Source organism: Aureivirga marina, from assembly GCF_015767265.1.
GTDB classification, from domain to species: Bacteria; Bacteroidota; Bacteroidia; order Flavobacteriales; family Flavobacteriaceae; genus Aureivirga; species Aureivirga marina.
In genome coordinates, this window is the sequence record NZ_JADPIB010000002.1 from 46,257 (window position 1) to 63,691 (window position 17,435).

The following is a 17,435-nucleotide window of genomic DNA, read 5'->3' on the forward strand; positions in this document are numbered from 1 at the left end:
CAATAATATTTAAATAAATTAAGTTAAAATCTATATTTATTATAAAATTTTATTTTTTGGCACAACAATTGTTAATACATTAACAAGTTAGTTATTTAAAATAATAGATTTTCACTTTGTCAAGTGATTTAGATATAGATAGTGAGTTAGTTTAAAAAAGGGAAGCAATTTAATTACTTCCCTTTTTTTATTCAGATTCAATACTTTTATATGCTTTAATAATTTCCTTAACCAAACGGTGTCTTACCACATCTTTATCATCTAAATACATCATTGCGATTCCCTTCACTTCTTTTAAACTAAGTAAAGCTTCTTTTAAACCAGAAACTTGTTTTCTAGGCAAATCAATTTGTCCAGGATCACCAGTAATGATAAATTTTGCGTTTTTCCCCATTCTTGTTAAAAACATTTTCATTTGTGCATGTGTCGTATTTTGAGCTTCATCCAAAATTACAAATGCATTATCCAATGTTCTTCCTCTCATAAATGCTAAAGGAGCAATTTGAATAACACCTTTCTCAATATAAGCATCCAATTTTTCAAAAGGAATCATATCTCGCAAAGCATCGTAAAGAGGTTGCATATAAGGATCTAATTTTTCTTTTAAATCACCAGGAAGGAAACCTAAATTTTCACCAGATTCAACAGCAGGCCTTGTTAAAATAATTCTACGAACTGTTTTTTCTTTTAAGGCTTTTACCGCTAATGCAACAGCAGTATATGTTTTTCCTGTTCCAGCAGGACCAGTTGCGAAAAGCATATCATTTTTTTGCATTAATTTCACCATCAAACGTTGATTTTCTGTCTGAGGTTTAATTTGTCGACCTCCAACACCATGAACTAAGATTTCAGAATTTAGATTTAGTCCTTTTTCTTCTTTTCCTGTAGATGTTAGAATTCTTTCTATACTATTTTCATCTAGCTTATTATATTTATTTAAGTATTTGATAAGCATTGTAATACGTTTTTCAAACTCATCTAAAATTTCAGGTGAGCCATACGCTTTTAGCTTATTTCCTCTAGCAATTATTTTTAATTTTGGAAAATATGTTTTTAATAAAACAATGTTAGAATTTTCCGTTCCAAATAAATCAATCGGATTTATTTCAAGAAGTTCAATTATTCTTTCGTTCAAATGTTTAAGAAATTTAAGTTATTAATCTAAAATTCAGTTTAAAAGTACTAAATTATAATGTATAATTATATACCTTTGTGAATGGTTTATCAATTTAATAACAAAAAGAAGTAATAATCAATTATTTATAAGTTAAAAATTGCCAATGTCGCTGATTACACTGACTACTGATTTTGGAATAAAAGACCACTATGTTGGAGCTTTAAAAGGAATAATATTCAAGGAGTTACCTGATGCAAATATTGTAGATATTTCACATCATGTTTCCCCTTTTAATATTACGGAAGCTGCTTATGTACTAAAAAATGCATACAAACATTTTCCAGAAGGAAGTGTGCATATGATTGGTGTAGATTGTGAGCCAAATCCAGAAAATAAACATATTGCATTAAAATTAGATGGACATTTTTTTGTTTGTCCTGATAATGGTGTGATTTCAATGATTGTTTCCGATATAAATCCAGAACAAATCGTTGAAATTAACGTTCCTCAATTTCAAAAAAACTCTAATCATATGCTTGCTGATTTTGTACAAGTTGCTTGTCATATTTTGCGAGGTGGAAAGTTAGAAGTTGTAGGAAAACCATTAGAAAATTATAAAGAATTAACAGAGTTCCAACCTGTTGTTCAAAAAGGAAATAATCAAATCACTGGAAGTGTTATTTATATTGATAATTACGGAAATGTTGTAACAAATATTAGTAAAAAACTTTTCAAGGATATAGGAAAAGGAAGAAAATACGAAATTGTTGCAAAAAAATATGTGTTCAAAAAAGTCTATTCTAAATATAGTGATATTGTTGACTTTACACTTCCTCCAGATCAAAGATATAAGGACGGAAGTCGTCTTGCGATATTTAATTCTGGAAATTTTTTGGAACTTGCCATCTATAAAAGTAATTTAGCGACCGTCGGAGGAGCAAATAGTCTGTTAGGACTTCGTTACCGAGATCATATAGTCGTTAATTTTTTAGATAAATAAAACATGTTCGTACGTATTGTAAAAATGACTTTTCAGGAAGAAAAGATTGAAGAATTTTTATCAAGATTCGAAAAAAACAGAAATAAAATACGAAATTCAGAAGGTTGTCGTTTTTTAGAATTGTATAGAGATAAGAAAAATCCTAATATATTTTTCACTTATAGCTATTGGGAAAGTGAACTTTACTTAGAACAATATCGAAATTCTGACCTTTTCAAATCAGTTTGGGCAAATGTAAAACCTCTTTTTGATGCCAAACCAGAAGCTTGGAGTGTAGATAAAGTGTATAGTTCTGAACCTATTTTTGTTTAATCAATTTTTTTATTCTTTTATGGTTGCAATTTTAAAAAAGGAAATAAATTCTTTTTTTTCTAGCCCAATCGGATATTTAGTAATCGCTGTTTTTCTGATTATAAATGGACTTTTTCTGTGGGTTTTCAATGATAATTTTAATATTCTAAACGGAGGATTTGCCGACTTAACAAGCTATTTCTTTTTAGCTCCTTGGTTTTTAATTTTCTTAATTCCTGCCATTACAATGCGTAGTTTTTCTGATGAATATAATCAAGGAACTATTGAAATTTTAAAAACAAAACCAATTTCTGATTGGGGAATTATTCTTGGGAAATATTTCGCTTCTTTAGTTTTAATTATCGCTGCAATTCTCCCAACAACAGTTTATATTTATAGTATTTACGAATTAAGTAATCCTGTTGGTAATATTGATTTTGGAAGTATTTTAGGTTCTTATATTGGACTTTTATTTCTGGCAAGTGCATTTTCTGCTATTGGAATTTATACTTCTACTTTGACAAAAAATCAAATTGTTTCTTTCATTATTAGCATCTTTATTTCTTTCTTTTTGTATTATGGATTTGAGGGTTTAGCTAATTATAATATTTTTGGAAACGCTGATTATATCATTCAACAAATAGGTATGAATGAGCATTTTAAAAGTATTAGTCGTGGTGTGATTGATTCTCGTGATTTAATTTATTTTATCAGTATCACACTTTTCTTTTTAGTATTAACAAACTTTAGATTGAAAAATGAATAAGAAACAAACCCCAATAAAAATTGTCGTTTTATTAGCTGTTGTGATTCTTATCAATGTGCTAGGAAGTAAAATTTATGAAAGATGGGATCTAACGCACGACAATCGATATACACTTTCAGAAGCTTCTGAAAAAATTATAAAAAACATCAAAGATCCAATTCAAATTAATGTTTATCTACAAGGAGATTTTCCTTCAGAATTTAAACGTTTACAATTGGAATCAAAGCAACTTTTAGAAGAATTCAAATCGGATAACTCTAAAATTCATTTTCGTTTTATCAATCCAACGGGGCATGAAAAAGATTTAATTCAAAAAGGTTTAGAGCCAAGTAGATTACAAGTTCAAGAAGATGGAAAAATTTCGCAAGCAATTATTTTTCCATGGGCAATTATAAAATATGGTGATAAATCTGAAAATGTAAACTTACTTCAAACTGCTGTTATCAATGCAGAAGATGATCAAATTGAAAATTCTGTTCAAGCTTTAGAATATAATTTTCTAAATGCAATTCATAAAATTACAAATACAAAATCTAAAAAAATCGCAATTCTTAAAGGAAATGGAGAATTAAACGATCTTTATATTGCGGATATGCTTCGTAAAGTAAAAAACTATTATCATTTAGGTGTTTTCACTTTAGATTCTGTACAAAGAAATCCTCAAAAAACTGCAAAAGATATTCAAGGTTATGATTTAGCAATTATCGCAAAACCTACAGAAAAATTCACGGAAGCAGAAAAATATACAATGGATCAATTCATCATGAATGGTGGAAAAACACTTTGGATGGTGGATAATGCCTATGCAGAATTGGATAGCTTAATGCAAACTGGAGAAGCACTTTTATATCCAAGAGATTTAGGTTTAACAGATTTATTTTTCAATTATGGAGTTCGAATTAATTCGGACGTTGTAAAAGATTTATATGGTTCAAAAATTCTTTTACAAACAGGAAATACTGGAAATAAACCACAATTTAGTCAGTTTATTTGGCCTTATCATCCTTTGGTTTTACCAAATGGAAAAAATTCTTTATCCAAAAATACAGAACCAGTCCGTCTTCGTTTTCCAAATAGCATGGATACTTTGAAGAATAAAGATGTGACTAAAAAAATATTATTACAAAGCTCTAAACTTTCACAAATTGTAGGTTTACCAAAAATCATTTCTTTAGATGAATTAACTGAAAAACCTGATCCGAAAAAATTTGCAGATGAAAAGGAAAAATTCTTTGGAGTTTTATTAGAAGGAAAATTTACTTCAGCTTATAATAATAGAGTAAAACCTTTTTCTTTAGAAAATGCAAAAGACAAAGGAATTGAAAATAAAATGGTTGTAATTTCAGATGGAGATTTCATCCGAAATCAAGTTCAAAACAACCAACCACTTTCTTTAGATTCGGACAAATGGACACAAGAAAGGTTTGGGAATAAAGAGTTTTTAATGAATGCTATTAATTATTTATTAGACGATTCTGGCTTAATTAATATTCGTTCAAAAACAGTAGATTTAAAAATTCTAGATAAAGAAAAAGCATTTAAAGAACGTTCAAAATGGCAAATTATTAATATAGTTTTACCATTAATTCTTTTAGCAATTTTCGGATTTATTTTCACTTTTATACGAAAGAAAAAATATCAATAAAATAATATACTTTATTTATCAAAAGCACTTATTGAAAAATAGGTGCTTTTTCTATTTTTATTAAACATGTCAATTTTATTATTTCAATATTAAAAATAAAGACATAAAAAAAAGCCTCTTCAAAACTGAAAAGGCTTTTAATATTTTTAATTAAAGAATTAAGCTAACATAGTAACTGGATTCTCTAAATATTGTTTGAATGTTTGTAAGAATGCAGCTCCTGTTGCTCCATCCACAGTTCTATGGTCACAAGCTAAAGTAACTGTCATTACATTTCCAACAACGATTTCACCATTTTTCACAACTGGTTTTTGAACAATTGCTCCAACAGATAAAATTGCTGAATTTGGTTGGTTGATAATAGATGTAAACTCACGGATTCCGAACATTCCTAAGTTAGAAACTGTAAATGTACTTCCTTCCATTTCAGCTGGAGTTAATTTCTTAGATTTTGCTCTTACAGCTTTATCTTTAACCTCAGCTCCAATCTGAGTCATACTCATATTATCCGTAAATTTCAACACAGGAACAACTAATCCATCTGCAACAGCAACAGCAACACCAATATTAATGTGTTTGTTATAAACTGTAGCAGCATCTGTCCATTGTGTATTTACTTGTGGATGTTTTCTTAATGCCATTGCACTAGCTTTTACAACCATATCGTTGAATGATACTTTTGTATCAGGAATTGCATTGATTGCTTTTCTTGATGTAATCGCATTATCCATATCGATATCAATTGTTAAATAATAGTGAGGAGCAGTAAATTTAGATTCACTTAATCTACGTGCGATAGTCTTACGCATTTGTGAATTCTTCACTTCTTCTTGTTGCTCTTCTCCTGTTGGAACATAAACTGGTGCAGCTGGTTTTGATGCAGCAGCTGGTGCAGCAGTTTTTGGAACTTCTTGTACTGGAGCAGCTGTTACTACTTCTGTATAATTTTCAACGTCTCTTCTTACAATACGTCCTCCTTCTCCTGTTCCACTTACTTTTGCTAAGTTAATTCCCTTTTCTTTAGCAATCTTTTTAGCTAAAGGTGAAGCTTTTAACCTTCCATTACTTTCAACTACAACAGTATCAACTATTACAGTTTCTTCTTTTTTAGAGTGATCAGCTTTTGGTTTATCAGCTTCTTTAATATCTGTATGATGAGGAGTAGATTCTAAAGCTTCTCCTTTGTTAAATCTCTCAACAATTTCTGAAATATCAGTTCCTTCTTCTCCAATAACAGCTAAAAGACTATCCACTGAAGCAGATTCTCCAGCTTTTAATCCAACATATAAAAGAGTTCCTTCATAGAAAGATTCGAATTCCATCGTAGCTTTATCTGTTTCGATTTCTGCTAAGATATCACCCTCTTCTACTTTATCTCCAACTTCTTTTAACCAATTAGCAACCGTTCCTTCTGTCATCGTATCACTTAATCTTGGCATTGTGATAAACTCAACATTTGCAGGAATTTCAACAGGAGCTTCTTTTTTCTCCTCTACTTTTGGTTCTTCTTTTACTTCTGTTTCTTTTTCTTCTGACTTCTCTGTGTTTCCTTCTCCATTAATTAAGTTAGAAACATCTTCTCCTTCATTTCCAATAATAGCTAATAAAGAATCTACAGGAGCTCCTTCACCTTCTGGTACACCAATGTATAAAAGAGTCCCTTCATAGAATGATTCGAATTCCATCGTAGCTTTATCTGTTTCGATTTCTGCTAAGATATCACCCTCTTCTACTTTATCCCCTACTTTTTTCAACCATTGAGCAACAACTCCTTCTGTCATTGTATCACTCAATCGAGGCATTTTGATAATTTCAGCCATAATTTTATCTATGTTTTAAGAATGGATAATCTTCTTGTTCGTAAACTACATCGTATAATAATTGCTTATCTGGGTACGGAGATTCTAATGCGAATTTCTCACATTCAGCAACTTTTGCTTTTACTCCAGCATTCATTTCTGCAATTTCATCTTCTGTCGCATATCCATTTTCTCTGATTACCGTAAGAACTTGTAAGATTGGATCAATTTTTTGATATTCTTTAACTTCTTCCTTCGTTCTATAGTGTTGCGCATCTGACATAGAGTGCCCTCTATAGCGATACGTTTTCATCTCTAAGAATGTTGGTCCTTCTCCTCTACGTGCTCTATCGATAGCTTCTTGCATTGCTTCTGCAACTTTCACAGGATTCATTCCGTCAACAGGTCCACAAGGCATTTCATAACCTAAACCTAATTTCCAGATATCTGTATGATTTGCAGTTCTTTCTACAGAAGTTCCCATAGCATATTGATTATTCTCAACGATAAATACAACTGGTAATTTCCAGTTCATAGCCATATTGAAAGTCTCATGTAAAGAACCTTGACGAGCAGCTCCATCTCCAAAATATGTTAATGTTACTCCTGGTCTTTTATAATATTTATCTGCAAATGCAATTCCTGCTCCTAAAGGGATTTGACCACCAACAATTCCGTGTCCTCCATAAAACCCTTTTTCTTTTGCAAAAATATGCATTGAACCTCCAAATCCTTGAGACGTTCCAGTAGCTTTACCTAAAAGCTCAGCCATTACTTTCTTTGGATCTACACCCATTCCAATAGGCTGAACGTGGTTACGATAAGCAGTAATCATCTTATCATGCTCTAAATCCATAGCGTGTAAAGCTCCAGCTAATACAGCCTCTTGTCCATTGTATAAATGAAGGAATCCTCTAACTTTTTGTTGAATGTATAATGAAGCTAATTTATCTTCAAATTTTCTCCAAAAAAGCATATCCTTATACCAATTTATATAAGTTTCTTTGGTGATGTTTTTCATAATTAAAAATCTAATTAAAACAAGTGTATTCGCAAAAATACTATTTTCATTTTAAAGCAAAACGAAAATAGTATTTTATTTATTCAATTAATATGTTTGACCTTATTTGATTCTGTATAAAGATAGTAAAATTTACACATACGCCTCAATAGGCGCACAAGAACAAACTAAATTTCTATCACCATAAGCATCATCTACACGACGAACTGTTGGCCAGAACTTATTTTCCTCTACAAATGGTAGTGGGAAAGCAGCTTGTTGTCTTGTATAAGGTAAGTCCCATTGATCTGCTGTCAACATCGCTTGTGTATGAGGCGCATTCTTCAATGGAGTGTTTGTATTCTCTTTTGTTGAATTTTCAATTTCTTCACGAATAGAAACTAAAGCATCACAAAATCTATCTAATTCTGCTTTATTTTCACTTTCTGTAGGTTCAATCATTAAAGTTCCTGCAACTGGGAAAGAAACTGTTGGTGCATGATATCCATAATCCATTAAACGTTTTGCGATATCTGTAACCTCAACTCCTTTTACTTTAAATGGTCTAAAATCAACAATCATCTCGTGTGCACAGAATCCATTTTCTCCTGTATAAAGAATTTCATATTCTTTTTCTAAACGAGTCTTCATGTAATTCGCATTTAAAATTGCATTTACAGTAGAATCTTTTAAACCTTTAGCTCCTAACATTTTAATATAACCATAAGAAATTAAAAGAACTAAAGCAGACCCCCAAGGTGCAGCAGAAACTGCTGTAATTGGTGTTTCTCCTCCTGTGGCAATAATTGGATTTGATGGTAAGAAAGGTGCTAAATGTGCTGCAACACAAATTGGTCCAACTCCTGGCCCACCTCCTCCATGAGGAATTGCAAAAGTTTTATGTAAGTTTAAGTGACAAACATCTGCTCCAATTGTTGCTGGATTTGTCAATCCAACTTGTGCATTCATGTTTGCTCCATCCATATAAACTTGTCCTCCATGTTCATGAACAATTGAAGTAATTTCTTTAATAGTACTTTCAAAAACTCCGTGAGTTGAAGGATAAGTAACCATTAATCCAGCTAAATCATCTTTATGTAATTCTGCTTTTTCTCTTAAATCAGCAACATCTATATTTCCTTCTTCTGTAGATTTCGTTACAACTACTTTCATTCCAGCCATAATTGCTGATGCAGGATTTGTTCCGTGTGCAGAAGATGGAATTAAAATCACATTTCTATGATGATCTCCTCTTGATTCATGATAAGCTTTAATTGTTAATAATCCAGCATATTCTCCTTGTGCTCCAGAATTTGGTTGTACAGAAGTAGCTGCAAATCCAGTAATAACATTTAATGCTTTTTCTAATTCTTCAAAAACAATGTGATAACCTTTTGCTTGGTCAACAGGTGCAAATGGGTGGATGCTATTCCAGTTACTCCAGCTTAATGGAAGCATTTCAGAAGCAGCATTTAATTTCATCGTACAAGAACCTAAAGAAATCATTGAGTGATTTAATGATAAATCTTTACGTTCTAATTTTTTGATATAACGCATCATTTCTGATTCAGAATGGTATGTATTGAATACTTCATTCGTTAAGAAATCAGAAGTTCTTTCTAGAGAAACTGGTAATTCTTCTGAAGCAATTACTTCATTCATAACTACAGTATCTTTTCCAGCTAATTGTGCAAAAATGTTTAAAATTTCATTTACATCTTTTAAAGAAGTAGTTTCATTTAATGAAATTGTTACAATACTTTCAGAAGTATAATTAAAGTTAATTTCAGCAGCTTCAGCTAATTCTTTTAATTTCGCTTTATCTTCAATTTCTATAGCTAAAGTATCAAAGATAGTTTCATTTGTCTGAACAAATCCTAAATCTTTTAATCCTTTATTTAAAGTGTTTGTTAAGTTTCTAACAGAATTTGCAATGTAAGATAAACCTTGTGGTCCATGATACACAGCATACATTCCAGCCATTACAGCTAAAAGAACTTGGGCAGTACAAATATTTGAAGTTGCTTTTTCTCTTTTAATATGTTGCTCTCTAGTTTGAAGCGCCATACGTAAAGCTCTACCTCCATTGGCATCTTGGGTTACACCAATAATTCTTCCTGGAATATTTCTTTTATATTTTTCTTTTGTTGCGAAATAAGCAGCATGTGGTCCACCATACCCCATTGGAATTCCGAAACGTTGTGTTGTTCCAACAACAACATCCGCTCCCCATTCCCCTGGAGGTGTTAATAATGTTAAGCTTAATAAATCTGCTGCAACAGCAATTCTTGCTTCTACATCATTTGCTTTCTCAACAAAGTTTTTATAATCAACAATTTTTCCGTCTTTCCCTGGGTATTGAACTAAAGCTCCGAATACGTTTTCTGTAAACTCAAAAGTATCTGGGTTACCTATGATTAACTCAATTCCTAGTGGAGTTGCTCTAGTAACTAATACGTCTATTGTTTGAGGTAAAACATCTTCAGCAACAAAGAACTGTAAAGCATTTGCTTTCTTTTGAGTTCTAGATCTTGTTGCGTATAACATAATCATTGCTTCCGCTGCTGCAGTACCTTCATCAAGTAAAGAAGCATTTGCAAGTTCCATTCCTGTTAAATCAACAAGCATTGTTTGATAGTTCAATAAAGCCTCTAGTCTTCCTTGTGCAATCTCTGCTTGGTAAGGAGTATAAGCCGTGTACCATCCTGGGTTTTCTAAAATATTTCTTTGAATAACTCCAGGTAAAATTGTTGGATGATATCCTAATCCAATATAAGTTTTGAAAGTTTTATTTTGCTTTGCTAATTCATGAATATGTGCCATATACTCATATTCACTCATCGCTGCATCCAAATCTAAATCACCATTTAATCTTATATCTTCAGGGACAGTTTTATTTATTAATTCATCTAACGAATCAACTCCGATTGTAGCTAGCATGTCTTGCACTTCATTCTCACGAGGCCCAACATGTCTTAAAACGAAAGAATCTGTTTTCATTCTAAATAATTTAGTTGTTTTGAGGTTCCAAAAGTACTGAAAAATGTATTACAAATTCAAGATTATTATCATGATTTTCATACGTTTTTTTGTTAATTTCAAATACGAATCTTTTTTAAAATTTTATATAAAAAATTAAGGTATTTTTTCAGTTCTTTTTTCTTTTTTTAAAGGACTTTCCTAAAAAAATATATTCTTTGTTATAAACTTGATTTTACTCTCATAAAAGTGTAACTTAAAGTAGCTTAACCAAATTATATCAAAGGATGAAATCTTACTTATATTTTATTGCAGCTGCAACATTTTGGGGATTGAACTTTTTCTTTGCAAAAATCATGCTGAAAGAGGTAAATTTTGTAGAAGCTGGTTTTTGGAGATATATTTTTGGTGTAATTGCTCTTGCAATCCTGTGTATCAGAAGTTTTCCAACATTAAAAGAAATTCGACAGAACATGATGGGAACTTTCCTTGTTGGAGTAATTGGTTTGTTCGGATTTAATTTTTTCTATTTTTTAAGTTTAGTAGAAGGTTCTGCAATTACGGCTGCTTTAATTTTGAGTTTAAACCCAACTTTTACGCTTCTTTTTTCTTTTTTAATTTATAAATCTAAATTATTTCCAAAACAAATCATCGGTGTGGTTTTATCTTTTATTGGTGTTTTTTATTTAATTCTAAAAGGAAAATTTTTAAACATTGAAAATATGGAAATTAGTATGTCTGATTTTTATATTCTTCTTGGAAGTTGCTTTTTTGCTTTTCATCACATTTGGGTAAAAAAATATTCGGTTGATATTTCCAATAGAACATTTACTTTATTAACTGCAATTATGTGTTTGATTTGTTATGCAGTAATTTTACCATTATTTGGAATTGCAAACTTAGAAGTTCACTCACAGAGTTTTTGGATTTCAAGTGTTGGAATCGGAATTTTAGGAACTGCGGTTGCTTATTTTTTATGGAATCAAGGAATTAAAATTAAAGGTGCAAATCAAGGAGCTGTTTTTATGAATTTTATTCCTATTTCTGCTGCAATTTTTGGAGAATTCTTCTTTCATGAAAAACTTCATGAATATCATTTAGTTAGTGGATTATTAATTATTTCTGGGTTAATTATTACAAATATTAAATTTAAAAAATTTGCTTTAAAAAAAGTTCAAAACGATTAAATTCTCATTCTTTTTTCATTCTACATTCTATTTAGCAATGTTTTCTTTCATTGTTTGATTAAAAAATAAATTAACAATAGATTATGCTAACATTTTTATTTTTAGTAAATTAAAACAACTGTTGTTGTTTTGTTAACATCTATTATTTTTATAACTAACAAATAATTGTATTTTTACTTTTACTATAAATGAAACTTATTAAATGGGAAAAATTATTGCTATCGCCAATCAAAAAGGTGGAGTTGGAAAAACAACAACTTCCGTGAATTTGGCAGCAGCTTTAGGAGTTTTAGAGAAGAAAGTATTATTAATCGACGCTGATCCACAAGCAAATGCTTCGTCTGGATTAGGAGTCGCTGTTGATGAAGTGGAAAGCGGAACTTATGAACTGCTTGAAAATTCATTACTTGCTTCTGAAATTATTACAGAAACTACTTCTCCAAACGTTGATATAATTCCTGCACATATAGATTTAGTTGGTATAGAAATCGAATTGATTGACAAACCACAACGTGAATATATGCTTAAAAATGCATTAGCAAAAATCAAAAAAGAATACGATTATATTTTAATTGATTGTGCACCTTCTTTGGGTTTAATTACCTTAAATGCTCTAGTTTCGGCAGAATCTGTAATTATTCCAATTCAATGTGAATATTTCGCTTTAGAAGGTTTAGGAAAATTATTAAACACGATAAAAAGTGTCCAAAAAATCCATAATAAAAAATTAGATATTGAAGGGTTACTTTTAACAATGTATGATTCGAGATTACGACTTTCAAATCAGGTTGTTGATGAAGTTCGAACACATTTTAGTACGATGGTTTTTGATACGATAATTCAAAGAAATATTCGTTTAGGAGAAGCACCAAGTTTTGGTGAAAGTATTATTGCTTATGATGCAACTAGCAAAGGAGCAATAAATTACTTAAATTTAGCCCACGAAATTTTAAAAAAGAATGAGAACTAATGGCAAAAGCAACTAGAAAACAAGCATTAGGAAGAGGATTATCAGCATTATTAAAAGATCCTGCGGCAGATATTAAATCTGCAAAAGATCAAAATGCTGAAAAAGTTGTTGGAAATATTATTGATATTGATTTAGATGCGATTGAAGTTAACCCATTTCAGCCAAGAACTTATTTTAACGAAGAAGAACTAAAAGAACTTGCAAGTTCTATCAGAGAATTAGGTGTAATTCAGCCAATCACTGTAAGAAAATTAGAAGGAAATAAATTTCAATTAGTTTCAGGAGAAAGAAGATTTAGAGCTTCAAAACTTGTTGGATTAGTTACAATTCCTGCATATGTGAGAATTGCAAACGATCAAGAAATGCTTGAAATGGCATTGGTTGAAAATATTCAACGTAAGGATTTAGATCCGATTGAAATTGCTTTAACTTATCAAAGATTAATTGATGAAATTGAATTAACACAAGAAGAAATGAGTAAACGTGTAGGAAAAAAACGTTCTACAGTTACGAATTACCTTCGATTATTGAAGCTTGATCCGATTATTCAGACAGGAATGCGTGACGGATTTTTATCTATGGGACATGGGCGAGCGCTTGTAAATGTGGATGATATCGATCTTCAATTAAAAATCTATGAAAAAATTATTAAAGACAAATTATCTGTTAGACAAACAGAAAATCTTGTTAAAAACCTAAAAGAAGGGAATACTTCTGTAAAAAGTAAGAAAGAAAGCGAGGAATTACCTAAATTTGTGCGAGATAACGTTGACAGTTTTAACAAATATTTTGGAAACAAAATTAATGTTAGGTTGACTGGTAAAGACAAAGGTAAAATTATTGTTCCCTTCGAATCTGAAGCGGACTTTAATAGAATTAAAAATTTATTAAAGTAGTGAAATTAGGTAAATTGTACTTTCTTTTCTTTGTGTTTTTAGGAATCACTATTAATTCTTATGCACAAAAAAAGAATAATGACGACATTAAAGTAAAAGGAAATTTAGAAGTAGAATCATATACTTACAGACCATTAGCACCAGCAAAGGCTGCTTTCTATTCTGCAATTCTTCCAGGTTTAGGACAAGCTTACAACAAAAAATATTGGAAAGTTCCGATTGTTTATGCTGCACTTGGAACAACAATTTATCTTTATGCTGATAATAATGATTCTTATAAAAGATATCGCGAAGCTTATAAATTGAGAATCGCAGGAAAAAGAGATGAGTTTACAGACGCAAACGGTAACGCACTTTTGAGTTTGGAAACTTTAGAGCAAGGACAAAAAACGTTCAAAAAGAATAGAGATTTAGCACTTTTATCTACGATTGGGATTTATTTACTTCAAATCGTAGAAGCTAGTATCAATGCGCATTTACTACAATTTGATACAAGTAGAAATTTAAGTGTAAAACCAAATGTTCAATTTGATCAGTTCAACTACAAGCCAGTTGTAGGCGCAACAATAAATTTAAAATTTTAACAATGAAGATTGCATTACTAGGTTATGGTCGTATGGGAAAAGTTATTGAAAGAATAGCTTTAGAAAGAGGTCATGACATTGTTTTAAAAATAGGTAGAAATTCGGAAAATGCAGATTTATCAATTGCGGATATTGCAATAGATTTTAGTATTCCTTCAGCTGCTTTTGATAATATTTCAATGGCGATAAATGCAGGAATTCCTGTGATTTCTGGAACTACTGGTTGGTTAGAAAGATACGATGAAATTATAGAATTGTGTGAAGCAAAAAATGGAGCTTTTATTTATGGTTCTAATTTTAGTTTAGGTGTAAATATCTTTTTTGAATTAAATGAACATTTAGCAAAAATGATGAAAACACTTTCGCAATATCATGTTTCTATGGAAGAAATTCATCACATGAAAAAATTAGATGCTCCTAGTGGAACAGCAATTTCTCTGGCAGAAGGAATTTTAAAGCATACAGAAAAAACAACTTGGGAATTAAACAATCAATCTACAAATGATACAATTCCAATTTATGCAAAAAGGATCCCAAATGTTCCAGGAACACACGCAATCTCTTATGTATCTGATGTAGATACAATTGAAATAAAACATACAGCACATTCTCGTGAAGGTTTTGCTCTTGGAGCAGTTATTGCAGCAGAATGGCTTGTGGATAAAAAAGGTGTTTACACCATGAAAGACGTTTTAGGAATTTAAAAAATACACGAATAAAAGAAAATAAATATGAGTTTAGTACAAATGTGGTTTCTATTTATGTTACTTGTTCAAGTAATACATTTTTTAGGAACATGGAAATTATATAAAAAAGCAGGTAGAAAACCTTGGGAAGCATTAGTTCCAATATACAATGCAATTGTTTTAATGAAAATTATAAACAGACCTTGGTGGTGGACATTTTTACTTTTTGTTCCTATTGTTAATTTATTAATGTTCCCTGTAATTTGGGTAGAAACTATCCGAAGTTTTGGAAAAAACTCAACTTTAGATACTGTTTTAGTAATTGTTACTCTTGGACTTTATATTTATTATGTAAACTATGCTCTAGATGTAAAATATATTGAAGACAGAAGTTTAAAACCAGGAACAGAAGTTGGTGAATGGATTAGTTCTATTTTGTTTGCAATTATCGCAGCAACAATGGTACACACATATTTTATTCAACCTTTTACAATTCCAACTTCTTCTTTAGAAAAAACGCTTTTAATTGGAGACTTTCTTTTTGTAAGTAAAGTTCATTATGGAGCTAGAACACCTATCACAACAGTTGCTGCTCCAATGGTTCATGACTCTTTACCAATTGTAAAATCGGCTTCATATTTAAAAAAGCCACAACTTCCATATTTCAGACTTCCAGGAATTGAAGATATTGAAAGAAATGATATCGTTGTTTTTAACTGGCCTACAGATACTTTAAAAACAATGTGGGGAGATAATTCTGGTGAATTTACGTATAAACCAATTGATAAAAAAACAAACTATGTAAAGCGTTGTGTTGGTCTTCCAGGTGATTCTTTAGAAGTAAAAGGTGGGTTTGTTTATATTAATGGAAAGAAAAACAAACTTCCAAGTAGAGCGAAAATTCAATTTTTCTATAATGTAGAATTAAATCCAAATGGAAATATTCCAAATGACATTCTTCAAAATGTTAGAGAAGGAAGAAGACTATCTAATACAAAATTATTATTAAACTTAACATTAGCTGATGCTGCTAGACTAAAAAATAGTCCTGGTGTAAAAAGCATTACAAGACAAGTTCAACCTGAAGGAAAATATGATAAAAATATCTTTCCTCACAGTCCTGACTTTCCATTTAATAATGATAATTTAGGTCCAATTTATATTCCAGAAGCAGGAAAAACTGTAAAATTAGATACTCGTGTTTTACCACTTTATAAAGAAATAATTGAGCTATACGAAAACAATGAATTAGTTGTAGAAGCAGATAAAATCTTTATTAATGGAGAAGAAGTAGATTCTTATACTTTTAAACAAAACTATTTCTGGATGATGGGAGATAATAGAGACAATTCTCTTGATGCTCGTGCTTGGGGATATGTTCCTTTTGATCACATTGTTGGAAAACCTGTTTTTGTATGGATGAGCTGGGATGCTAACGGAAAAGGAATTAACAAAATTCGTTGGGAAAGAATGTTTACAACAGTTCATGGTGAAGGAAAACCAGTTTCTTATTTCTACTATTTCTTAAGTGCTTTATTGGTTTATATTGCAGTTAGAAAGTATTTGAAAAAGAAAAAAGCCAATCAATAAAAAAAATAATTAGATAACAATAAAAAAAGCTACTTTGTATAAAGTAGCTTTTTTAGTTTCTAATATTTTGAAATTAATTCTAATATTTTTCTACTTCGAAAATCTACAATAATTCGTATTTTTGCGCTTCGATTTAAAAATAATTTGTTCTTCAAACCGAAAAACAACATCATAAACAAGAAAGAATGAAAACGATTTTACACCCTTCCTATTTTGGTTCTATTGCAGAATATGCTGTTATTGCACAATCTGAGAAAGTGATTTTTGAAAATTTCGATAATTACCAAAAACAAACTTACAGAAACAGATGCTACATTTATGGTGCAAATGGAAAATTAAATCTTAATATTCCTATAAAACATACCAAAACAGATGGTAAAAAATTGACAAAAGATATCAAAATCGATAATTCTTTTCATTGGAATAAACAACATGTAAAATCCTTACAAATTGCTTATAGAACTTCACCTTTTTTTGAATATTATGAGGATGATTTATTAGCAATTTTAGAAAAAGAACATGAATTTTTAATGGATTTGAACTTGGAAACAAATGCATTCGTACAAGATGCTTTACAAATCGAAATTCCAACAGAAAAATCTTCAGAATTCTTTCTTTCTTATGAAGATTCTGATATCATAGATTTTAGAAATTTAGTAAATGCTAAAAAAACACCGAATTTTAAATTCGATTCATATGTTCAAGTTTTTGACGATAAACATGGTTTTATTCCAAATCTTAGTATTCTAGATTTACTTTTTATGGAAGGACCAAATTCTATTTCTTTCTTGGAAAAAATGAATATCACTAAATAATTTTATTTGGAGCTTCCCTTTTTTCCTTCGACAAAAACTTAGGAAAAAGGTCGGGCTTTCCGCTATATCTTTTGCTGCAAATCTGCAAGCAGCAAAAGGATGTCGCTGCA

The 17,435-nt window shown here is 30.5% G+C and carries 15 protein-coding genes; 11 read left to right on the forward strand and 4 right to left on the reverse strand.

Annotated features, from left to right (window positions below; all coding sequences use genetic code 11):
• Positions 1-187: 187 nt before the first annotated feature.
• A complete protein-coding gene (locus I1A51_RS04345) occupies positions 188-1,135 on the reverse strand; it encodes a PhoH family protein (protein ID WP_196891478.1) in 948 nt (315 codons plus the stop codon).
• A 145-nt stretch (positions 1,136-1,280) separates the two neighbouring features.
• Between I1A51_RS04345 and I1A51_RS04350 the strand changes: the two genes are divergently transcribed.
• The 4 genes from I1A51_RS04350 to gldG are packed head-to-tail and all read left to right on the forward strand — an operon-like array spanning position 1,281 to position 4,819.
• On the forward strand, positions 1,281-2,117 hold the full coding sequence (locus tag I1A51_RS04350; protein WP_196891479.1) for an SAM hydrolase/SAM-dependent halogenase family protein: 837 nt from the start codon (positions 1,281-1,283) through the stop codon (positions 2,115-2,117).
• 3 nt (positions 2,118-2,120) lie between these two features.
• Positions 2,121-2,429, forward strand: coding sequence for a putative quinol monooxygenase (locus I1A51_RS04355; RefSeq protein WP_196891480.1), 309 nt, complete (start codon positions 2,121-2,123; stop codon positions 2,427-2,429).
• A gap of 19 nt (positions 2,430-2,448) precedes the next feature.
• Entirely contained in the window at positions 2,449-3,174 is a 726-nt protein-coding gene (gldF, locus tag I1A51_RS04360) for a gliding motility-associated ABC transporter permease subunit GldF (protein ID WP_196891482.1), read from the forward strand.
• Complete coding sequence (gene gldG, locus I1A51_RS04365; protein WP_196891484.1) at positions 3,167-4,819, forward strand: gliding motility-associated ABC transporter substrate-binding protein GldG; 1,653 nt, start codon at positions 3,167-3,169, stop codon at positions 4,817-4,819. The genes gldF and gldG overlap by 8 nt, the downstream gene beginning before the upstream one ends.
• 158 nt (positions 4,820-4,977) lie before the next feature.
• On the opposite strand, the gene I1A51_RS04370 is transcribed toward gldG, so the two are convergent.
• The 3 genes from I1A51_RS04370 to gcvP all read right to left on the reverse strand — a co-directional run bounded on the left by I1A51_RS04370 (position 4,978) and on the right by gcvP (position 10,618).
• Positions 4,978-6,639, reverse strand: a complete 1,662-nt coding sequence (locus I1A51_RS04370; RefSeq protein ID WP_196891485.1) for a pyruvate dehydrogenase complex dihydrolipoamide acetyltransferase — start codon at positions 6,637-6,639, stop codon at positions 4,978-4,980.
• 4 nt (positions 6,640-6,643) lie between these two features.
• A complete protein-coding gene (pdhA, locus tag I1A51_RS04375; protein WP_196891487.1) occupies positions 6,644-7,639 on the reverse strand; it encodes a pyruvate dehydrogenase (acetyl-transferring) E1 component subunit alpha in 996 nt (331 codons plus the stop codon).
• Positions 7,640-7,771: 132 nt separating this feature from the next.
• Positions 7,772-10,618: an aminomethyl-transferring glycine dehydrogenase gene (gcvP, locus tag I1A51_RS04380; RefSeq protein ID WP_196891488.1), complete on the reverse strand. Its 2,847-nt coding sequence runs from the start codon at positions 10,616-10,618 to the stop codon at positions 7,772-7,774.
• A gap of 266 nt (positions 10,619-10,884) precedes the next feature.
• Here gcvP and I1A51_RS04385 point away from each other — a divergent pair, with 266 nt between their 5' ends.
• From I1A51_RS04385 to I1A51_RS04415, 7 genes are all read left to right on the forward strand, one after another.
• Positions 10,885-11,784, forward strand: a complete 900-nt coding sequence (locus I1A51_RS04385; protein WP_196891490.1) for a DMT family transporter — start codon at positions 10,885-10,887, stop codon at positions 11,782-11,784.
• Between the two features lie 202 nt (positions 11,785-11,986).
• Positions 11,987-12,754 carry a ParA family protein gene (locus tag I1A51_RS04390; protein WP_196891492.1) on the forward strand — a complete coding sequence of 256 codons (768 nt, stop codon included), beginning with the start codon at positions 11,987-11,989 and terminating at the stop codon, positions 12,752-12,754.
• Positions 12,754-13,650 (forward strand): ParB/RepB/Spo0J family partition protein, encoded by an 897-nt coding sequence (locus I1A51_RS04395; RefSeq protein WP_196891493.1) that lies wholly within the window; start codon positions 12,754-12,756, stop codon positions 13,648-13,650. The genes I1A51_RS04390 and I1A51_RS04395 overlap by 1 nt, the downstream gene beginning before the upstream one ends.
• Complete coding sequence (locus tag I1A51_RS04400) at positions 13,650-14,234, forward strand: DUF5683 domain-containing protein (protein WP_317192835.1); 585 nt, start codon at positions 13,650-13,652, stop codon at positions 14,232-14,234. The genes I1A51_RS04395 and I1A51_RS04400 overlap by 1 nt, the downstream gene beginning before the upstream one ends.
• Before the next feature lie 2 nt (positions 14,235-14,236).
• Entirely contained in the window at positions 14,237-14,938 is a 702-nt protein-coding gene (gene dapB / locus I1A51_RS04405; protein ID WP_196891495.1) for a 4-hydroxy-tetrahydrodipicolinate reductase, read from the forward strand.
• 27 nt (positions 14,939-14,965) lie between these two features.
• Complete coding sequence (gene lepB, locus I1A51_RS04410) at positions 14,966-16,510, forward strand: signal peptidase I (protein ID WP_196891496.1); 1,545 nt, start codon at positions 14,966-14,968, stop codon at positions 16,508-16,510.
• Positions 16,511-16,695: 185 nt separating this feature from the next.
• A complete protein-coding gene (locus I1A51_RS04415) occupies positions 16,696-17,325 on the forward strand; it encodes a WbqC family protein (RefSeq protein WP_196891498.1) in 630 nt (209 codons plus the stop codon).
• Positions 17,326-17,435: the final 110 nt, after the last annotated feature.

Excerpts from the sequence above, each read along its gene's own strand:
- lepB (WP_196891496.1), top strand. The coding sequence starts at position 14,966 with ATGAGTTTAGTACAAATGTGGTTTCTATTTATGTTACTTGTTCAAGTA.
- I1A51_RS04350 (WP_196891479.1), top strand. The coding sequence starts at position 1,281 with ATGTCGCTGATTACACTGACTACTGATTTTGGAATAAAAGACCACTAT.
- dapB (WP_196891495.1), top strand. The coding sequence starts at position 14,237 with ATGAAGATTGCATTACTAGGTTATGGTCGTATGGGAAAAGTTATTGAA.
- I1A51_RS04395 (WP_196891493.1), top strand. The coding sequence starts at position 12,754 with ATGGCAAAAGCAACTAGAAAACAAGCATTAGGAAGAGGATTATCAGCA.
- I1A51_RS04390 (WP_196891492.1), top strand. The coding sequence starts at position 11,987 with ATGGGAAAAATTATTGCTATCGCCAATCAAAAAGGTGGAGTTGGAAAA.
- I1A51_RS04385 (WP_196891490.1), top strand. The coding sequence starts at position 10,885 with ATGAAATCTTACTTATATTTTATTGCAGCTGCAACATTTTGGGGATTG.
- gcvP (WP_196891488.1), bottom strand. The coding sequence starts at position 10,618 with ATGAAAACAGATTCTTTCGTTTTAAGACATGTTGGGCCTCGTGAGAAT.
- I1A51_RS04415 (WP_196891498.1), top strand. The coding sequence starts at position 16,696 with ATGAAAACGATTTTACACCCTTCCTATTTTGGTTCTATTGCAGAATAT.
- I1A51_RS04355 (WP_196891480.1), top strand. The coding sequence starts at position 2,121 with ATGTTCGTACGTATTGTAAAAATGACTTTTCAGGAAGAAAAGATTGAA.
- I1A51_RS04370 (WP_196891485.1), bottom strand. The coding sequence starts at position 6,639 with ATGGCTGAAATTATCAAAATGCCTCGATTGAGTGATACAATGACAGAA.
- gldG (WP_196891484.1), top strand. The coding sequence starts at position 3,167 with ATGAATAAGAAACAAACCCCAATAAAAATTGTCGTTTTATTAGCTGTT.
- gldF (WP_196891482.1), top strand. The coding sequence starts at position 2,449 with ATGGTTGCAATTTTAAAAAAGGAAATAAATTCTTTTTTTTCTAGCCCA.
- pdhA (WP_196891487.1), bottom strand. The coding sequence starts at position 7,639 with ATGAAAAACATCACCAAAGAAACTTATATAAATTGGTATAAGGATATG.